General features: G+C 71.8%; 17 protein-coding genes. 7 read left to right on the forward strand and 10 right to left on the reverse strand.

All coding sequences use genetic code 11. The annotated features are described in order from the left end of the window. Positions 1–44: 44 nt before the first annotated feature. The 3 genes from ACFV88_RS35125 to ACFV88_RS35135 form a co-directional block, all read right to left on the reverse strand. Entirely contained in the window at positions 45–302 is a 258-nt protein-coding gene (locus tag ACFV88_RS35125) for a hypothetical protein (protein ID WP_385496260.1), read from the reverse strand. Positions 303–475: 173 nt separating this feature from the next. Next, positions 476–592, reverse strand: a complete 117-nt coding sequence (locus ACFV88_RS35130) for an SGM_5486 family transporter-associated protein (RefSeq protein ID WP_385496261.1) — start codon at positions 590–592, stop codon at positions 476–478. Positions 593–635: 43 nt separating this feature from the next. After that, positions 636–1991, reverse strand: a complete 1356-nt coding sequence (locus ACFV88_RS35135) for a CynX/NimT family MFS transporter (protein WP_385496276.1) — start codon at positions 1989–1991, stop codon at positions 636–638. Between the two features lie 165 nt (positions 1992–2156). On the opposite strand from ACFV88_RS35135, the gene ACFV88_RS35140 reads away from it, so the two are divergent. Then, a complete protein-coding gene (locus tag ACFV88_RS35140; RefSeq protein ID WP_385496262.1) occupies positions 2157–2876 on the forward strand; it encodes a FadR/GntR family transcriptional regulator in 720 nt (239 codons plus the stop codon). Positions 2877–3080: 204 nt separating this feature from the next. Here ACFV88_RS35140 and ACFV88_RS35145 read toward each other — a convergent pair whose 3' ends face one another. The 3 genes from ACFV88_RS35145 to fabG form a co-directional block, all read right to left on the reverse strand. Next, positions 3081–3449, reverse strand: coding sequence for a hypothetical protein (locus ACFV88_RS35145; RefSeq protein WP_385496263.1), 369 nt, complete (start codon positions 3447–3449; stop codon positions 3081–3083). A gap of 208 nt (positions 3450–3657) precedes the next feature. Beyond that, positions 3658–4425 carry an enoyl-ACP reductase FabI gene (gene fabI / locus ACFV88_RS35150; RefSeq protein ID WP_385496264.1) on the reverse strand — a complete coding sequence of 256 codons (768 nt, stop codon included), beginning with the start codon at positions 4423–4425 and terminating at the stop codon, positions 3658–3660. A 5-nt stretch (positions 4426–4430) separates the two neighbouring features. Next, the gene (gene fabG / locus ACFV88_RS35155; protein ID WP_385496265.1) at positions 4431–5147 is read right to left on the reverse strand and encodes a 3-oxoacyl-[acyl-carrier-protein] reductase; all 717 of its coding nucleotides are present in this window, start codon (positions 5145–5147) and stop codon (positions 4431–4433) included. Between the two features lie 320 nt (positions 5148–5467). Between fabG and ACFV88_RS35160 the strand changes: the two genes are divergently transcribed. The 3 genes from ACFV88_RS35160 to tyrS are packed head-to-tail and all read left to right on the forward strand — an operon-like array spanning position 5468 to position 9752. Then, entirely contained in the window at positions 5468–7021 is a 1554-nt protein-coding gene (locus ACFV88_RS35160; protein WP_385496266.1) for a TldD/PmbA family protein, read from the forward strand. Then, positions 7018–8412 carry a metallopeptidase TldD-related protein gene (locus ACFV88_RS35165; RefSeq protein WP_385496267.1) on the forward strand — a complete coding sequence of 465 codons (1395 nt, stop codon included), beginning with the start codon at positions 7018–7020 and terminating at the stop codon, positions 8410–8412. The genes ACFV88_RS35160 and ACFV88_RS35165 overlap by 4 nt, the downstream gene beginning before the upstream one ends. A 50-nt stretch (positions 8413–8462) precedes the next feature. After that, the gene (gene tyrS, locus ACFV88_RS35170; RefSeq protein WP_385496268.1) at positions 8463–9752 is read left to right on the forward strand and encodes a tyrosine--tRNA ligase; all 1290 of its coding nucleotides are present in this window, start codon (positions 8463–8465) and stop codon (positions 9750–9752) included. Positions 9753–9872: 120 nt separating this feature from the next. On the opposite strand, the gene ACFV88_RS35175 is transcribed toward tyrS, so the two are convergent. Continuing rightward, positions 9873–10154, reverse strand: a complete 282-nt coding sequence (locus ACFV88_RS35175; protein WP_385496269.1) for a GlsB/YeaQ/YmgE family stress response membrane protein — start codon at positions 10152–10154, stop codon at positions 9873–9875. A 245-nt stretch (positions 10155–10399) separates the two neighbouring features. Here ACFV88_RS35175 and ACFV88_RS35180 point away from each other — a divergent pair, with 245 nt between their 5' ends. Both ACFV88_RS35180 and ACFV88_RS35185 read left to right on the forward strand, forming a co-directional pair. Then, complete coding sequence (locus tag ACFV88_RS35180; protein WP_385496270.1) at positions 10400–10786, forward strand: DUF3099 domain-containing protein; 387 nt, start codon at positions 10400–10402, stop codon at positions 10784–10786. Positions 10787–11088: 302 nt separating this feature from the next. Then, positions 11089–11334 (forward strand): hypothetical protein, encoded by a 246-nt coding sequence (locus tag ACFV88_RS35185; protein ID WP_385496277.1) that lies wholly within the window; start codon positions 11089–11091, stop codon positions 11332–11334. Between the two features lie 11 nt (positions 11335–11345). Here the strand turns inward: ACFV88_RS35185 and moaA are convergent, their stop codons facing one another. The 3 genes from moaA to ACFV88_RS35200 form a co-directional block, all read right to left on the reverse strand. After that, positions 11346–12347 carry a GTP 3',8-cyclase MoaA gene (gene moaA / locus ACFV88_RS35190; protein WP_385496271.1) on the reverse strand — a complete coding sequence of 334 codons (1002 nt, stop codon included), beginning with the start codon at positions 12345–12347 and terminating at the stop codon, positions 11346–11348. 174 nt (positions 12348–12521) lie between these two features. Then, entirely contained in the window at positions 12522–14159 is a 1638-nt protein-coding gene (locus ACFV88_RS35195) for a cation acetate symporter (RefSeq protein ID WP_385496272.1), read from the reverse strand. Beyond that, complete coding sequence (locus ACFV88_RS35200; RefSeq protein WP_385496273.1) at positions 14156–14524, reverse strand: DUF485 domain-containing protein; 369 nt, start codon at positions 14522–14524, stop codon at positions 14156–14158. Before ACFV88_RS35200 ends, ACFV88_RS35195 begins: the two co-directional genes overlap by 4 nt. Before the next feature lie 551 nt (positions 14525–15075). Between ACFV88_RS35200 and ACFV88_RS35205 the strand changes: the two genes are divergently transcribed. Further along, the gene (locus tag ACFV88_RS35205) at positions 15076–16650 is read left to right on the forward strand and encodes a S8 family serine peptidase (RefSeq protein ID WP_385496275.1); all 1575 of its coding nucleotides are present in this window, start codon (positions 15076–15078) and stop codon (positions 16648–16650) included. The last annotated feature ends 411 nt before the right edge of the window (positions 16651–17061 follow it).

Here is a 17061-nt window from a genome sequence, read left to right on the forward strand (position 1 = left end):
CGGGCCGCTTTTCGAGGCTGCCCGGCACACCCGGACGACGCCATTCAGAACGCCAGGACCTGGCGGGCATGCTCCAGGAACAGGCCGATCTCCGGGTAGGTGGGCGCCGCGTGGGCCTCGGCCGGATTGAGGAGCAGCACGAACAGGACGCCGAAGGCGACGGCCGGCAGGAGCACGGCCCACCAGGGCAGCCGGACCTCGACGCCGCCGGTGGGCGCCGGGCTGGACGGCCGGGTGTGCGTACGGGCCGGCATGACGCCTCCACGGGTCTTCGCCACTCGTGCGCCGCGGGTGCGGGGCACGGTTCGAAGTTACGCCGGCCGGCATCGTCAACCCATCGGGAAGGCCACCTACTTGACCCTGAGCCTGACCCCCTAGGGGATGGTGGGGGTAACCCCACCCCCCGGGGTCGGCTGCCCGCCCCGGGGTGGCGGCGCCCCCTTCACGGGGCGTGCGGGTCGACGCGGTGTGCGGGTCAGGGCGAGGCGATGGTGGCGATCACACCGATGATGACGGTGATGCCGATCATCGCGCCGAAGACGATGAGGAGCTTCTTCTGGCCGTTCTGGGGATTCGGATCGAGCACAGGCATGGCGCCAGTCTCGCACCGACCGGGCCCGGGCGGTCGGGCGGGGTCAGCGGCGCGCCGCCCACTCGGCCTCGACGGTGCGGTTGCGTCCGGCGAGCACGCCGGCCGCCATCTGCGGAACGAGCAGCGCGGCCATGAGGGCGATCGGGAGTCCCCAGCCGCCGCTGTGCTGGTAGAGCACGCCGACCAGGATCGGTCCCGGTATCGACAGCAGGTATCCGGTGCTCTGCGCGAAGGCGGACAGCTTGACGACCCCGGCGGCGGAGCCCGCGCGCATGCCGACCATGGTGAGGGCCAGGGGGAACGCGCAGTTGGCGATGCCGAGCAGCAGCGCCCACGCCCAGGCGCCCGCGGCGGGCGCGAAGTAGAGGCCGGCGTAGCCCACGAGCCCGCACAGGCCCAGGACGACGACCATCGGACCCTGGTGGGGCAGTCGGGTGGCGACCCGGGGGATGACGAACGCGAGCGGCACGCCCATGACCATGGTGACGGCGAGCAGCAGTCCGGCGGTGTCGGCGGAGACGCCGGCGTCCCGGAAGATCTGCGGCATCCAGCCCATGGTGATGTAGGCGGCGGTGGACTGGAGGCCGAAGAACGCCGCCAGCGCCCAGGCCGTGCGGCTACGGGTGATCCGCAGCCCGTCGGCGGGCGGCACCGTTGCGGTCGGGGCGGCGGGCGCACCGGGAGCGCGTCCGCGGTCGCGGACCAGGAACAGCCACGGCACCACGGCGACGGCGGCGAGGGCCGCCCAGACGGCGAGGCCGCCGCGCCAGCTCCCGCCGAGCGCGTCGGCGAGGGGGACGGTGAAGGCGGCGGCGCTGGCGGTGCCGAGCGCGAGGGCCATGGAGTACAGACCGGTCATGGTGCCGACCCGGTCGGGGAACCAGCGCTTGACGATCACCGGCATGAGGACGTTGCTGACGGCGATCCCCATCAGGGCGAGGGCGCTGCCCGCGAGGAGTCCGGCGGTGCCGCCGGCGAAGGGACGGAGCGCCAGTCCGGTGGCGACGGCGGCCATGCCCGCGCAGACCACCGCACCGGGTCCGAAGCGCTGGGCGAGGCGCGGTGCGGTGATCCCGAAGACGGCGAAGCAGAGCGTGGGGACCGAGGTGAGGAGCCCGGCGAGGGTGCCGCTCATGCCGAGGCCGGTGCGCACCTCTTCGAGGAGGGCGCCGAGGCTGGTGATCGCGGGGCGCAGGTTGACCGCGGCGAGGACGATCGCGAGGACGACGAGCAGCGGGCCGACCGGTCGGCCGCGCGGGGCGGAAGCGGTGGTGACGGACCGGTCGTCGGAACGGTCGCCGAGCCCGCCGTAGGGCCGGTCGACGGGCTGGTCGCCGGGCCGGGGGTTCCGGTTGATCGGGGTGATCGTGGAGGTGTCCTCGCTGCGCATGCCCCCCATCATAGAATCATGGGATGATTGACTGACCGCCGTCGGAGCGGGAAGGGTGGCAGGGGGGCGGCTCCGAGTAGCCTGTCCCGGCCGGTGGCCCGCACCGGTCCCGCCGCCATGCGCCCGCGCACGCCGGAACATCCGCCCGTCCGCCTCCGCGAAGGACCGACGCCCATGCCGCTGAACCACCCCAGACGATCGGCGTTGTCCGAGCAGGTGATCGCGGCGCTACGGGCACAGATCACCTCCGGTGAGTGGCCGGTGGGCTCCCGCATCCCCACCGAGCCCGAACTCGTCGAGCAGCTGGGCGTGGCCAGGAACACCGTCCGGGAGGCGGTGCGCGCGCTGGCGCACAACGGCCTGTTGGACATCCGGCAGGGTTCCGGAACGTACGTCGCGGCCACCAGTGAGCTGGCCGGGGTGATGCAGCGCAGGTTCGCGGGCGCGGAGCCCCGGCACGTCGCCGAGCTGCGCTCCGCGCTGGAGTCCAGTGCGGCGCGGCTGGCTGCGCAGCGGCGCACCGAGCGGGATCTCGCCCAGTTGGACGCGTTGCTGCTGCGGCGTGAGCGGGCCTGGGAGTCGGGGGACGCGGAGGCGTTCGTGACCGCGGACGCGAGTTTCCACCTGGCGGTGGTGTCGGCCTCGCACAACGACGTGCTGTCCGCGGTGTACGCGGACCTCGGCGAGGTGTTGCGGGACTGGTTGCGCTCGGACGTGGGCGCGACGCTGACGCCTGACAATTACATGGATCATGCGCGGTTGGTGGATGCGATTCGCGTCGGGGACGCGGAGGTGGCGGCGGTGGAGGCTGCGGCGTATGCGTCCATGTGTCGGCGGGGGCGGGTGCGGGACGGGGTTGCCCCGTCGGCGGGGGTGTCGTCCGGCTCTTCGTGAGGTGGGGCGTTCCTGTCGGGTGCGATTCCCTGCGGGTGCGGTGTTCCGTGCGGGTGCGCTGTTGATTTGCGCCGTTCCCCGCGCCCCTGTCAGGGGCGGTTGGCTGCGGGTGCGGTGTTCTGTGCGGGTGCGCTGTTGATTTTGCGCAGTTCCCCGCGCCCCTGTCGGGGGCGATTACCTGTGGGTGCGGTGTTCCGTGCGGTCTTATCGGGGGTGTTGGGTGATCCAGGTGGTGGTGACGTTCTTCCAGCAGCGGGCGGAGAGGCGCACCGTCCGCGCGGGGTCGGCGTCGACGGGAGAGCCGTCGGTGTCGATGTCCCACCACTCGGCGCACTCGACGTGCAGGGTGACCCGGTAGACCGTCGGGTACGGGTTGTGGCAGTGCGCAATCACTTCCGAGCCCTCGACCGCGGTGCGGCACTCGGCGCCGCTGCGACCGAAGTCGCCCTCCGCCCGGGTGGGCCGGTCGGGCTCCGTGTCGGTTTCACCGCCGTGCGGGTCGGCGCCGACGGGCAGGGCGGTCAGGAAGACGAGCAGGGCGAGCAACGGGACGAATCCGGATGACCACCGCACAAGGGAACCTCCTCGGCCGTACCGCGGCGGTCATCGGGGGCCGTCGCGGCTGCACCACAAGGGGGAAACTCGTACTCCAGCGTGACCCGTTCGGCCCCCGGCCCGCTCGATCTGGTGGCCCGAACGGGCGACGCCCCGCCTCCCGCACGGGGCGGGGACGGGGCGTCGTACGGCCGGGCGGGCCTAGGTGGGCGCGCCGGGCGGGAGCTCAGGCGCCGATGGCGTGCAGTCCGCCGTCGACGTGGATGATCTCGCCGGTCGTCTTCGGGAACCAGTCCGACAGCAGGGCGACGACGCCCTTGCCCGCCGGCTCCGGGTCCTTGAGGTCCCACTCCAGCGGGGCGCGGTCGTCCCACACGGAGGCCAGTTCCTCGAAGCCGGGGATGGACTTGGCGGCCATGGAGCCGATCGGTCCCGCGGAGATGAGGTTGCAGCGGACGTTCTGCTTGCCCAGGTCACGGGCCATGTAGCGGCTGGTGGCCTCCAGGGCGGCCTTGGCGGGGCCCATCCAGTCGTACTGCGGCCAGGCGTACTGGGCGTCGAAGGTGAGGCCGACGACCGAGCCGCCGTTCTGCATCAGCGGCAGGCACGCCATGGTCAGCGACTTCAGCGAGAACGCCGACACGTGCATGGCCGTGGCGACGGACTCGAAGGGGGTGTTCAGGAAGTTGCCGCCGAGGGCGTCCTGCGGGGCGAAGCCGATGGAGTGCACCACTCCGTCGAGGCCGCCCAGCTCCTCGCCGACCACGTCGGCCAGCCGGCCCAGGTGGTCGTCGTTGGTGACGTCCAGTTCGACGACCTTGGTCGGCTTGGGCAGCCGGCGGGCGATGCGCTCGGTGAGCGTGGGGCGCGGGAAGGCGGTGAGGATGATCTCGGCGCCCTGCTCCTGGGCGATCCTCGCGGTGTGGAACGCGATGGACGACTCCATCAGCACACCGGTGATCAGGACGCGCTTGCCTTCGAGGATTCCGCTCATGGTGATCAGTGACCCATTCCCAGTCCGCCGTCAACCGGGATGACGGCTCCAGTGATGTACGAGGCGTCGTCCGAGGCGAGGAAGCGCACCGCGGCGGCCACCTCGTCGGCTTCCGCGTAGCGGCCCAGCGGCACCTGTCGGACGATGTTCGCGCGCTGCTCCTCGGTGAGGACCTGCGTCATGTCCGTGTTGACGAAGCCGGGCGCGACGACGTTGAAGGTGATGTTGCGGGAGCCGAGTTCCCGGGCGAGGGAGCGGGCGAAGCCCACCAGACCGGCCTTGGAGGCGGCGTAGTTGGCCTGGCCTGCGGAGCCGAGGAGACCGACGACGGAGGAGATGAGGACGACGCGGCCCTTCTTGGCACGCAGCATGCCCCGGTTGGCCCGCTTGACGACCCGGAAGGTGCCGGTGAGGTTGGTGTCGACGACCGAGGTGAAGTCCTCTTCGGACATCCGCAGCAGGAGCTGGTCCTTGGTGATCCCCGCGTTGGCGACGAGGACCTCGACCGGGCCGTGCGCGGCCTCGATCTCCTTGTACGCCTGCTCCACCTGCTCGCCGTCGTTGATGTCGCACCGGACGGCGAGGAGCCCCTGCGCCTTCAGTGCCTCGGGGTCGCCCGAGCGGTACGTGATCGCGACCTTGTCGCCCGCCTCGACGAACGCGCGGGCGATGGCGAGGCCGATGCCCCGGTTACCTCCGGTGACGAGAACCGAGCGGCTCAACGGATCACCCTTTCGTTAGCGGTCTGCTGTCGCGGCGGCGACCACCGCACACGGCGGCAGGCGTCTGCGCCGCCCCTCCCCGGAAACCTATCGGTACCGTCCGGTGCGAAGAGAATCGGCCACCGACAGTGACGGACGGGGCTCGCTGTTGGATACCTACAGAACCGCGGAGGCCGTGGGCCCGTCAGGATGTGGCCATCGCGGCGCGCGTCGGACATGATCGGTGCGGGCCGGGCGGCGCGGCGGCGTCCGGCTCCCGAGTCGGTCACCGGCGCCCCGGCGCCCCGGTCGGCCGATGCCCCCCGCGTCGTACCCGAACCATGCCCGTCACGCCCGCAGGGAGACCCCCCGTGCCACATTCGATCGACGAAGCCTTCACGGCGCTGCCCCTGCGGGCACTCGCCGACGCGGCGCTCGCGCGGGCCCGCGCACTGGGCGCGGAGCACGCGGACTTCCGGCTGGAACGGGTCCGCAGCGCGTCCTGGCGGCTGCGCGACGCCAAGCCGTCGGGTTCGTCGGACACCACGGACCTGGGGTACGCGGTGCGGGTCGTGCACGGCGGCACCTGGGGCTTCGCCTCGGGCGTCGACCTGACGATGGACGCAGCGGCCCGGGTCGCGTCCCAGGCGGTGGCGATGGCAAAGCTGTCGGCGCAGGTCATCCGGGCGGCCGGGGCCGACGAGCGGGTGGAGCTGGCCGACGAGCCGGTGCACGCCGACCGGACGTGGGTGTCCAGCTACGAGGTGGACCCGTTCACCGTCGCGGACGAGGAGAAGGCAGCGCTGCTGGCCGAGTGGAGCGCGGGGCTGCTGGCGGCCAAGGGCGTGACCCATGTGGACGCGGCGCTGACCACCGTCCACGAGAACAAGTTCTACGCGGACACCGCGGGCACCGTCACCACCCAGCAGCGGGTGCGGCTGCATCCGGAGTTCACGGCCGTCGCGGTGGACGAGTCGACCGGCGAGTTCGATTCGATGCGCACCCTCGCACCGCCGGTCGGTCGGGGCTGGGAGTACCTGACCGGAGGGCACTGGGACTGGGCCGGCGAGCTGGAGTCCATCCCCGAACTGCTCGCCGAGAAGATGCTCGCGCCGAGCGTGGAGGCCGGGCTGTACGACCTGGTGGTCGACCCGTCGAACCTGTGGCTGACCATCCACGAGTCGATCGGTCACGCCACCGAGCTCGACCGGGCGCTCGGCTACGAGGCGGCGTACGCGGGCACGTCCTTCGCGACCTTCGACCGGCTGGGCAAGCTGCGGTACGGCTCGGAGATCATGAACGTGACGGGTGACCGGACCGCCGAGCACGGGCTGGCGACCATCGGGTACGACGACGAGGGCGTGGCCGCGCAGTCCTGGGACCTGGTGAAGAAGGGCACCCTGGTCGGGTACCAGCTGGACCGGCGGATCGCCAGGCTGAGCGGCTTCGAGCGGTCCAACGGCTGCGCGTACGCCGACTCCCCCGGGCACGTGCCGGTGCAGCGGATGGCGAACGTGTCGCTGCGGCCGGACCCGGCGGGGATGTCGACCGAGGACCTGATCGGCGGGGTCGAGCGGGGCATCTACGTGGTCGGGGACCGGTCCTGGTCGATCGACATGCAGCGGTACAACTTCCAGTTCACCGGGCAACGCTTCTTCCGCATCGAGAACGGCCGGATCGTCGGGCAGCTGCGCGACGTGGCCTACCAGGCGACGACCACCGACTTCTGGGGCTCGATGACGGCGGTCGGCGGCCCCCAGACGTACGTGCTCGGTGGTGCCTTCAACTGCGGCAAGGCCCAACCGGGCCAGGTCGCGGCGGTCTCCCACGGCTGCCCCAGTGCCCTGTTCCGGGGCGTCAACATCCTCAACACCACGCAGGAGGCCGGGCGATGAGCCCACGGGTGAGCAAGCCGCACGAGTTGGTCGAGCGCGCGCTGGAACTGTCGCGGGCGGACGGCTGCGTGGTCATCGCGGACGAGGAGTCGACGGCGAACCTGCGTTGGGCGGGCAACGCGCTGACCACCAACGGGGTCACCCGGGGCCGTACCCTCACCGTCGTCGCGACGGTGGACGGCGCCCGCGGGACGGCGTCCGGCGTGGTCTCGCGGTCGGCGGTCACCCCCGACGACCTGGAGCCGTTGGTGCGGGCCGCCGAGGAGGCCGCGCGGGCGGCGGGTCCGGCGGAGGACGCCCAGCCGCTGGTGTCCGGGGTGCCGCACTCGGCCGACTTCACGGGCGCCCCGGCCGAGACCTCGTCGGCGGTGTTCGCGGACTTCGCCCCGGCGCTCGGCGCGGCGTTCGCGCGGGCCCGGGCGGGCGGGAGGGAGCTGTACGGTTTCGCCAATCACGAGCTGGTGTCGAGCTATCTCGGCACCTCGACCGGGGTGCGGCTGCGGCACGACCAGCCCAAGGGCACGCTGGAGCTGAACGCCAAGTCCCCGGACCGCACCCGGTCGGCGTGGGCGGGCCGGGCCACCAGGGACTTCAGCGATGTGGACCCCGGTGAGCTGGACGCCGAGCTGGCCCGGCGGCTGGCCTGGGCGCGGCGCCGGATCGCGCTGCCCGCCGGGCGGTACGAGACGCTGCTGCCGCCGACCGCCGTGGCCGATCTGCTGATCTACCAGTACTGGTCGGCGGCCGGCCGGGACGCGGCCGAGGGGCGCACGGTGTTCTCGACGCCGGGCGGGGGCACCCGGGTCGGCGAGAAGCTGGCCGGGCTGCCGCTGACGCTGCGCAGCGACCCCCGGGAGCCCGGGGTGGAGACCGCGCCGTTCGTGCTGGCGCACTCCTCCGGCGGGGATTCCTCGGTGTTCGACAACGGGCTGCCGCTGACCGCGACCGAGTGGATCAGCGAGGGCGCCCTGTCCCGGCTGGTGACCACCCGGCACAGTGCCGGGCTGACCGGGCTGCCGGTGTCCCCGGCGATCGGGAACCTGATCCTGGACGGCGGTGACGACCGGTCGCTGGACGAGATGGTCGCGTCGACGGAACGCGGGCTGCTGCTGACCTGTCTCTGGTACATCCGGGAGGTGGACCCGGCGACCCTGCTGCTGACCGGGCTGACCCGGGACGGCGTGTACCTGGTCGAGGGGGGCGAGGTGGTCGGGGAGGTCAACAACTTCCGGTTCAACGAGTCGCCGGTGGACCTGCTGGGCCGGGCGGTGGAGGCCGGGCGGACCGAAAAGACCTTGCCGCGCGAGTGGAGCGATTGGTTCACTCGAGCCGCCATGCCGCCGCTGCGGGTGCCGGACTTCAACATGAGTTCGGTGAGCCAGGGGGTCTGACGCCCCTAGACTGGCCGGTACGACCCCGTACGACAAGGAGACACGAGACCGTGACGGACATCGTCGACGAACTGAAGTGGCGCGGGCTGCTGGCCCTGTCCACTGACGAGGACGCCTTGCGCAAAGCGTTCGCGGACGGTCCCGTCACGTTCTATTGCGGCTTCGACCCGACCGCGCCCAGCCTGCACCTCGGCAACCTCGTGCAGATCCTGACCATGCGGCGCATCCAGCGGGCGGGCAACCGGCCGCTGGGCCTGGTCGGCGGGGCCACCGGTCTGATCGGTGACCCCAAGCCGAACTCGGAGCGCACCCTGAACGCGCCCGAGGTCGTGGCGGCCTGGGTGGAGCGGCTGCGCGGGCAGATCCAGCCGTTGCTGGACTTCGAGGGCCCGAACGCGGCGGTCATGGTCAACAACCTGGACTGGACCCAGGGCATGTCGGCCATCGAGTTCCTGCGGGACGTGGGCAAGCACTTCCGGGTCAACAAGATGATCGCCAAGGAGGCCGTCTCCCGACGGCTCAACTCCGATGCGGGCATCAGCTACACGGAGTTCAGCTACCAGCTCCTCCAGGGCATGGACTACCTGGAGCTGTACCGGCGCTACGGCTGCACGCTCCAGACCGGCGGCAGTGACCAGTGGGGCAACCTCACCTCCGGCACCGACCTGATCCACCGGGTCGAGCCGGGTGCCGAGGTGCACGCGTTGGGCACCCCGCTGATCACCAAGGCGGACGGCACCAAGTTCGGCAAGACCGAGTCCGGCACGGTGTGGCTGGACCCGGAGATGACCACGCCGTACGCCTTCTACCAGTTCTGGCTGAACGCGGACGACCGGGACGCCTCCAAGTTCCTGCGGATCTTCAGCTTCCGGTCCCGCGAGGAGATCGAGGAGCTGGAACGCGCCACCGAGGAGCGCCCGCAGGCCCGGGCGGCACAGCGCGCCCTCGCCGATGAGCTGACCACCCTGGTGCACGGCGCCGACCAGTGCGCCGCGGTGACCGCGGCGTCCCGGGCGCTGTTCGGTCAGGGCGAGCTGGCGGGCCTCGACCCGGCGACGCTGGCGGCGGCCCTGTCGGAGGTGCCGCACGCCGAGGTCGCCGAGCTGGGTCCCGTGGTCGACCTGTTCGCGCAGGTCGGGCTGGTGGCCAGCAAGTCGGCCGCGCGGCGCACGGTGAAGGAGGGCGGTGCCTACGTGAACAACGTCAAGGTCACCGCCGAGGACGCGGTGCCCGCGGCGGCGGAGCTGTTGCACGGTCGCTGGCTGGTGCTGCGGCGCGGCAAGCGGAACCTGGCCGCGATCGAGGTCACGGGCCGGGAGCCCGGGGAGACCACCGGCTGAGCGCCTGCGCGTTCGAGGCGTTCAACGCGTTCGAGGGGACGGTTCCGCGGTAGCGACTACCGCGGAACCGTCCCCTCGGTGCTGGCGGTGGGGGCGTTTCCCCGCCGGTGGTGCGCGGGCTCAGGTGCGCTGTTTCTTCTTGTTGCCCCACAGCGCCACGTACGCCATGTCGCCGAGTCCGACGACGATGACGGCCGCGACGATCTGGAGGGCGTGCCTGCCCCAGTCGATGCCGCTGGTCTCCGCGATGCCGAAGGCCGCCGCCAGGGAGTTGCCGATGACGGCGCCGATGATGCCGAAGATCGTCGTCAGCCACAGCGGGCTGTGCTGCTTGCCCGGCAGGATCGCCTTGGCGATGAGCCCCAGCACGAATCCGACGATGATCGCCCACAACCAGCCCATGGGTGCCTCCTGGTTCTGCTCGACGTGTGGTTCGTCGTGCGTGCACCCAGTGTCCGACCGACGACGGTGCGCCGCACGTCGGCCGCGTCCGGACGCGTCCGGACACGTCGGGGAGTGTCGTTCCGGGCGGCTCGTTCCGGCCACTGTCCGGCCTCCCCCGGTCTCGTGGGCCGTACGGCCGGGGCGTACCGTGAGAGCGGTTCGGACCGGTGTGGGTCCTCAGGAGCAGGCGGTGGTGGAACGTGATGCGGAAGCAGGACGACGCCGAGGTCTTCCGGATCACCGGGGCACGACAAGGGCTCTCTGAGGACGTGCGGCGCCGACAGCTCCGGTACATGATCTCGATGTCCGTCCGGACGCTCTCGTTCGTGGCCGCCGTGGCGCTGTGGAACGTGGAACGGTATGTGGCCATTGTGGCGCTCGTGCTCGGCATGGTGCTGCCGTACATCGCCGTGGTGATCGCCAACGCGGGGCGCGAGAACGCGCCTTCGCTGCCCTCGACGTTCATCAGGACGCCCACGCCGACCGCACTGTCGGGACCTGCACCGGAATCCCGTGCGGAATCCGGTGGGGGTCCCTCGGCGAGGGGTGGGGCCGGTGCTGCGGGCTCCACGGGAGGCACCTCCGGCTGAGCGGCGCCATTGCGCCAAGCTCAAGAACTGCTCAGATCAATCATGCGGATCCAGTGCCGGGCGGCGGGTGACGCGTGACATACTGCGTACGCGCTCCGCATCCCCCGTCGGAGCGACTGACCGACGCCGGGCAGCTCCCCCCGTGGCTGCCCGGCGTCGTTGTTTTCGGACGGGGTGCGCGGACCCCCCGATCGGGACGCGCTTACTGTGGTGATGTGAACTCGCTCCCCCCGCGCCCCGACCCGTTCGCGTTCTCGGGGCCCTCAGTCCTCCCGGGTTTCCCCGGTTCCCTTCCCGAGCCCGTGCCGGGTCCGCCGGTGTGCTCCGCCAAGGGGTGCCGGGCCGACGCCGTGTGGGTGCTCGCCTGGAACAACCCGAAGGTCCACACACCGGAGCGGCGCAAGACGTGGCTGGCCTGTGAGGAGCACCGCGAGCACCTCTCCCAGTTCCTGGGGGTGCGCGGGTTCCTCAAGGACGTCGTCGCCCTCGCGGACTGGCGGGAGCCCTCCGCCGGGGAAGGACCCGGGGAGGAGCCCGCGCGGGGCTGAGGCCCGGGGCGTCAGCCGCCGATCGCCGACATCGGGCGGTCGGGCTGGAGGAAGGACGGGTCGTCGAGACCGGAACCGGGTTTCTTGGCCCACATGGCCGCGCGCCACAGGCGGACGACCTCCTCGTCGACGTGCGCCGGGTCCCCTTCGGACCGCAGGGCGGCCCGGAGGTCCGTCTCCTCGCGGGCGAACAGGCAGTTGCGGACCTGGCCGTCCGCGGTCAGTCGGGTGCGGTCGCAGGCCGCGCAGAACGGGCGGGTGACGGAACCTATCACTCCGACCCGCCCGGGGCCGCCGTTCACGATCCAGCGCTCCGCCGGGGCCGAGCCCCGCTCCTGCGACTGCTCCGGCTCCAGGGCGAAGCGGGTGCGCAGGGAGGCGAGGACGTCCCCCGCGGTGATCATGCCGGTCCGTTGCCAGCCGTGCTGGGCGTCGAGCGGCATCTGCTCGATGAACCGCAGTTCGTAGTCGTGGTCGAGCGCCCAGGCCAGCAGGTCGGGTGCCTCGTCGTCGTTGAGGCCGGGCATCAGGACGGTGTTGACCTTGACGGGGACGAGGCCGGCGCGGCTCGCCGCCGCCAGGCCGGCCGTGACGTCGGACAGCCGGTCCCGGCGGGTGAGGGCCTTGAAGACCTCCGGGCGCAGGGTGTCGAGGGAGACGTTGACCCGGTCGAGGCCCGCCTCCCGTAGCACGTCCGCCGTGCGGGCCAGGCCGATGCCGTTGGTGGTGAGCGAGATCCGGGGGCGGGGGGCGAGCCGGGCGACCCGGTCCACGATGCCGACGAGACCGGGGCGCAGCAGCGGCTCGCCGCCGGTGAAGCGGACCTCGGTGACCCCGAGCCGGGTGACGGCGATCCGGATGAGGCGGACGATCTCGTCGTCGGTGAGCAGCTCGGACTTGGCGAGCCAGGCCAGGCCCTCTTCGGGCATGCAGTACGTGCACCGGAGGTTGCACCGGTCGGTCAGGGAGACCCGCAGGTCGGTGGCGACTCGGCCGTGGGTGTCGATGAGCACGTGGGTCCCCTCCCCGGTGATGGCTGGGCGTACTGGGCGGAGCGCTCCGACCGGGTGTCCGGTGCGGTGCGGCCCCCAGGGTTCACCGGTGAGCCTACGTGAGGGCGCGGGCGGGGGTCGGGCCGATTCCCGTCGCCGTCCCGCGGGGCGGGGCGGCGACGGCGACGGGTCCGGTCAGTGGGCGCCGGTGCCGGTGAGCGAACGGACCTCCAGTTCGGCGTACTTGGCGCGGTCGGCGGGCTCCTTGGACAGGAGGGTGCCGAGCCAGCCGAGCAGGAAGCCGAGCGGGATGGAGATGATCCCGGGGTTCTCCAGCGGGAACCAGTGGAAGTCGACGTCCGGGAACATGGAGGTCGGCTTGCCGGACACCACCGGGGAGAACAGGACCAGCAGGACGGCGCTGCTGAGGCCGCCGTAGATGGACCAGAGGGCGCCGCTGGTGGTGAACCGCTTCCAGAAGAGGCTGTACAGGATCGTCGGGAGGTTCGCGGAGGCGGCGACGGCGAAGGCGAGCGCCACCAGGCCGGCGACGTTGAGGTCCCGGGCGAGCGCGCCGAGGCCGATGGAGACGATGCCGATGGCGACGGTGGCCCAGCGGGCGGCCCGCACCTCCTGCTTCTCGCTGGCCCGGCCCTTCTTGATGACGTTCGCGTAGATGTCGTGGGCGAACGACGAGGACGAGGCGAGGGTGAGTCCGGCGACCACGGCGAGGATGGTGGCGAAGGCGACGGCGGAGATCGTCGCCAGCAGGACGGCGCCCCAGGTGGAGTCCACGCCGCCGATGTGCAGGGCCAGCAGGGGGGCGGCGGTGTTGCCGGCCTTGTTGGAGGAGGTGATCTCCTCGGGTGCGATGAGGGCCGCCGCGCCGAATCCGAGGGCGATGGTCATCAGGTAGAAGGCGCCGATGATGCCGATGGCCCAGTTGACGGACTTCCGGGCGGCCTTGGCGGTGGGCACCGTGTAGAAGCGGATCAGGATGTGCGGGAGTCCGGCGGTGCCGAGGACCAGGGCGATGCCCAGCGAGATGAAGTCGATCTTCGAGGTGGCGGTGGCGCCGTACTTGAGGCCGGGCTCCAGGAAGGCGGCGCCCTTGCCGCTGTTCTCGGCGGCCTTGCCGAGCAGGTCGGAGACGTTGAACTGGAACTTCCACAGGACCAGGAAGGTGATCAGGAGGGTGCCGCCGATGAGGAGGACCGCCTTGACCATCTGGACCCAGGTGGTGCCCTTCATTCCGCCGATGGTGACGTAGAGGATCATCAGGATGCCGACCAGGGCGACGATCAGGACCTTCCCGCCGTCGCTGGTGATGCCGAGCAGCAGGGAGACGAGGACGCCCGCCCCGGCCATCTGCGCGAGCAGGTAGAAGATGGAGACCACGATGGTGGAGGTGCCGGCGGCGGTGCGGACCGGGCGTTGGCGCATCCGGTAGGCGAGGACGTCGCCCATGGTGTAGCGGCCGGAGTTGCGCAGGGGTTCGGCGACCAGCAGCAGGGCCACGAGCCAGGCCACGAGGAAGCCGATGGAGTAGAGGAAGCCGTCGTAGCCGAAGAGGGCGATGGCGCCGGCGATGCCGAGGAAGGACGCGGCGGACATGTAGTCGCCGGAGACGGCGAGCCCGTTCTGGAAGCCGGTGAACTGTCGGCCGCCCGCGTAGAAGTCGGCGGCGTCCTTGGTCTGGCGGCCGGCCCAGACGGTGATGAACAGGGTGGCGACGACGAACGCCGCGAACAGGGAGATGATCAGCGGTCGGTGTTCGCTCGCTTCGGAGGCTGCGAGGACGGCCGGGGCGAGGTGGTCGGTCGCGGTGGTCATGCGCGGCCCTCCATGCGGTCCTTGATGGCCTCGGCCTTCGGGTCGAGCTCGGCGGCGGCGTGCCGCGAGTACCACCAGGCGATCAGGAACGTGGTGAGGAACTGGGCGAGGCCCAGCACGAGGGCGACGTTGATGTTGCCGAAGAGTCGGGTGCCCATGAAGTCGCCGGCGTAGTTGGACAGCAGGACGTACAGCAGGTACCAGGTGATGAAGGCGACGGTCAGGGGGAAGGCGAACGACCGGTAGGAGCGGCGCAGTTCGGCGAACTCCGCACTGCCTTGGACCTCGATGAACTCCTCGGTGGACGGCAGTCCGGGCCGGCGGTCGGGTTCGCCGTTCGGTGGGGGTGGTGCGTCGGTGGCCACGGAGTCTCCTCGCGGTGCGGATGCGACGGATGGGGGGTGCGACTCTGTTCTGGGGCTCGATGCGGGGGTGCCCACCGCGACCGGTTCGGCCGCGGGGGCGGGCTGTACTGACGATGCGGACGTTCGTGACGGTGTGGAAGGTGCCGTTGATGACGTCGGATTCGGTACGGACATGTCGTTTTCTGACCTCACGGTGACGTGGATCACGCGAGTCGGATGGATGCTAGGCCCCTTGAGCGTGATCCGACAGGGGGCTTGACGGCCTGGCCGTCTGTCCAACGGCACGGCGCGGGGGGAGGAAGCGGCTCCCCGGGGACTGAACGGGGATTCAGCCGGCCGACCGGAAACGGGGCCTGACCGGCGACGGCGCCGGAGGAGCTCCCCGCAACTGGACGCGCATAGAACGGCGCGTTCGGCATTTCTTACGGAAATCATTGAAGGCCGGGGACGCCTAGGGATAACTTCGCCCTGAGCCATACGTCATGTACCTGCCCGATCACTCACCATCCTCGTGGTCGGGCTGCCCCGTTTCCGGATGATGTGGAGATCCCATGGTCCCGCTGCGCTCCAGACGCCGGTCCCTCCTGGCGGTGCCGCTCGGTCTGGCGCTGACCGCGTCGCTCGGCTTCCTGCCGGGCACCGCGACCGCCACGTCGGGCGGCTCGTCCCCCGCCGCCGCGACCGCCCCGGCTTCGGGCACCGCCGCGCCCGCCGACGGTCCGAAGCTGGCGTACGTGGTCAACACCGAGGTCGACCGGGGAACGGTCGCCGCGGTGCGCAAGGCGATCGCCCGGGCCGGCGGTGAGGTGGTCATCGCGTACGACAAGATCGGCGTGATCGTCGCCCACTCCGCCAACCCGGACTTCGCGAAGACGCTGCGCACGGTGCGGGGCGTCCAGTCCGCGGGCGCGACCCGCACGGCGCCGCTGCGCGCCGCCGGGACCACGCAGGAGGGTCCCCCGCAGTACCTGTCGAAGGCCGCGACCGCCGCCGCCACCCCGTCGGCCGCGGCGGGCCGGGAGTCCGTGCCCGACACGGAGCCGCTGGAGGCGGAACAGTGGGACCTGCGGGTGATCGGCGCGGACAAGGCCGCGAAGATCAACCCGGGCAGCTCCAAGGTGACCGTCGCCGTCATCGACACGGGCGTCGACGACACCCACCCGGACCTGGCACCGAACTTCTCGGCAGCCCAGTCGGCGAACTGCGTGGGCGGCAAGCCCGACACCTCGCCGGGCGCCTGGCGACCCGAGAAGCCGGAGCACTACCACGGCACGCACGTCGCCGGTGAGATCGCCGCGGCCCGCAACGGCATCGGCGTGGCGGGCGTGGCGCCCGGCGTGAAGGTCGCCGGCATCAAGGTCGCCGACCCGGTCAGCGAGCTGTTCTACCCGGAGAGCGTGGTGTGCGCCTTCGTGTTCGCCGCCGACCACGGCGTCGAGATCACCAACAACAGCTACTACGTGGACCCGTGGCTGTACAACTGCATGGCGGACCCGGACCAGCGGGCCATCGTGCACGCGGTCAACCGGGCCCAGCTGTACGCCCAGCGCAAGGGCACCCTGCACCTCGCCTCGGCGGGCAACTCCAACCACGACCTCGCCGCCGACGAGATCCTGGACGACTCCAGCCCCGACGACTCGGTCCCGGTCCCGCGGACCATCGACCCCAGCGAGTGCTTCGACCTGCCCACCCAGCTCCCGGGCGTGGTGACGGTCAGCGCCACGGGTTCGAAGGGCCTCAAGTCGTACTACTCCTCGTACGGCAAGGGCGTCGTGGACGTCGCGGCACCGGGTGGCGACCGCCGATACCAGATCCCCGACACCCCCTCGAAGAACGGACGCATCCTCTCCACCATGCCCGGTGGCCAGTACGGCTTCCTCCAGGGCACCTCGATGGCCGCCCCGCACGCGGCCGGTGTCGCCGCGCTGCTGAAATCCGAGCACCCGTGGGCCTCTCCCGCGGTGCTCCAGACCCTGCTCAAGGCGCAGGCCGACAACCCGGGCTGCCCGGCCGAGCCCTACGACCCGGACGGTGACGGCGTCGTGGACTCGGTGTGCGAGGGCAACAAGCACGCGAACGGCTTCTACGGCTACGGCGTGGTCAACGCCCTCGCCGCCGTCGACTGACCGGTCGGGCCCACCCGGTCCACCGGTGACGTGGGACCGGCACGTCCGGTCCCACGTCCGGTCCCGCATCCGGGCGCACGTCCGGGTGCGGGGGGGCGCGAATTGGTGCGCGGGGGACGGCGAGCCCGCCCCCCGCGGCTGCCCCTCGCGCCCGTCCGCCCCCCTCCTGCGCACGCCGGCAGCCCCCGCCCGGCGCCCCTTTCCCGGGCGACGAGCCGGTCGGCCGGCGACGACCGGCCGGCTCGTCGCCGTACCGCGCGTCCTCGTACCGCGTGTCGCCGTACCGCGCGCCACCCCGCGCCGCCCACGGCCCCCCCCCCGCGCCCCCCCCCCGGTTATTTTTTGGGGGGGGGGGCCCGGGCCCCGGGGGCCCCGGGCCCGGGTTGGGGTGTTCCCCCGGGGAGGGGCAGG

Source organism: Streptomyces sp. NPDC059816, assembly GCF_042732055.1.
Classification (GTDB): domain Bacteria; phylum Actinomycetota; class Actinomycetes; order Streptomycetales; family Streptomycetaceae; genus Streptomyces.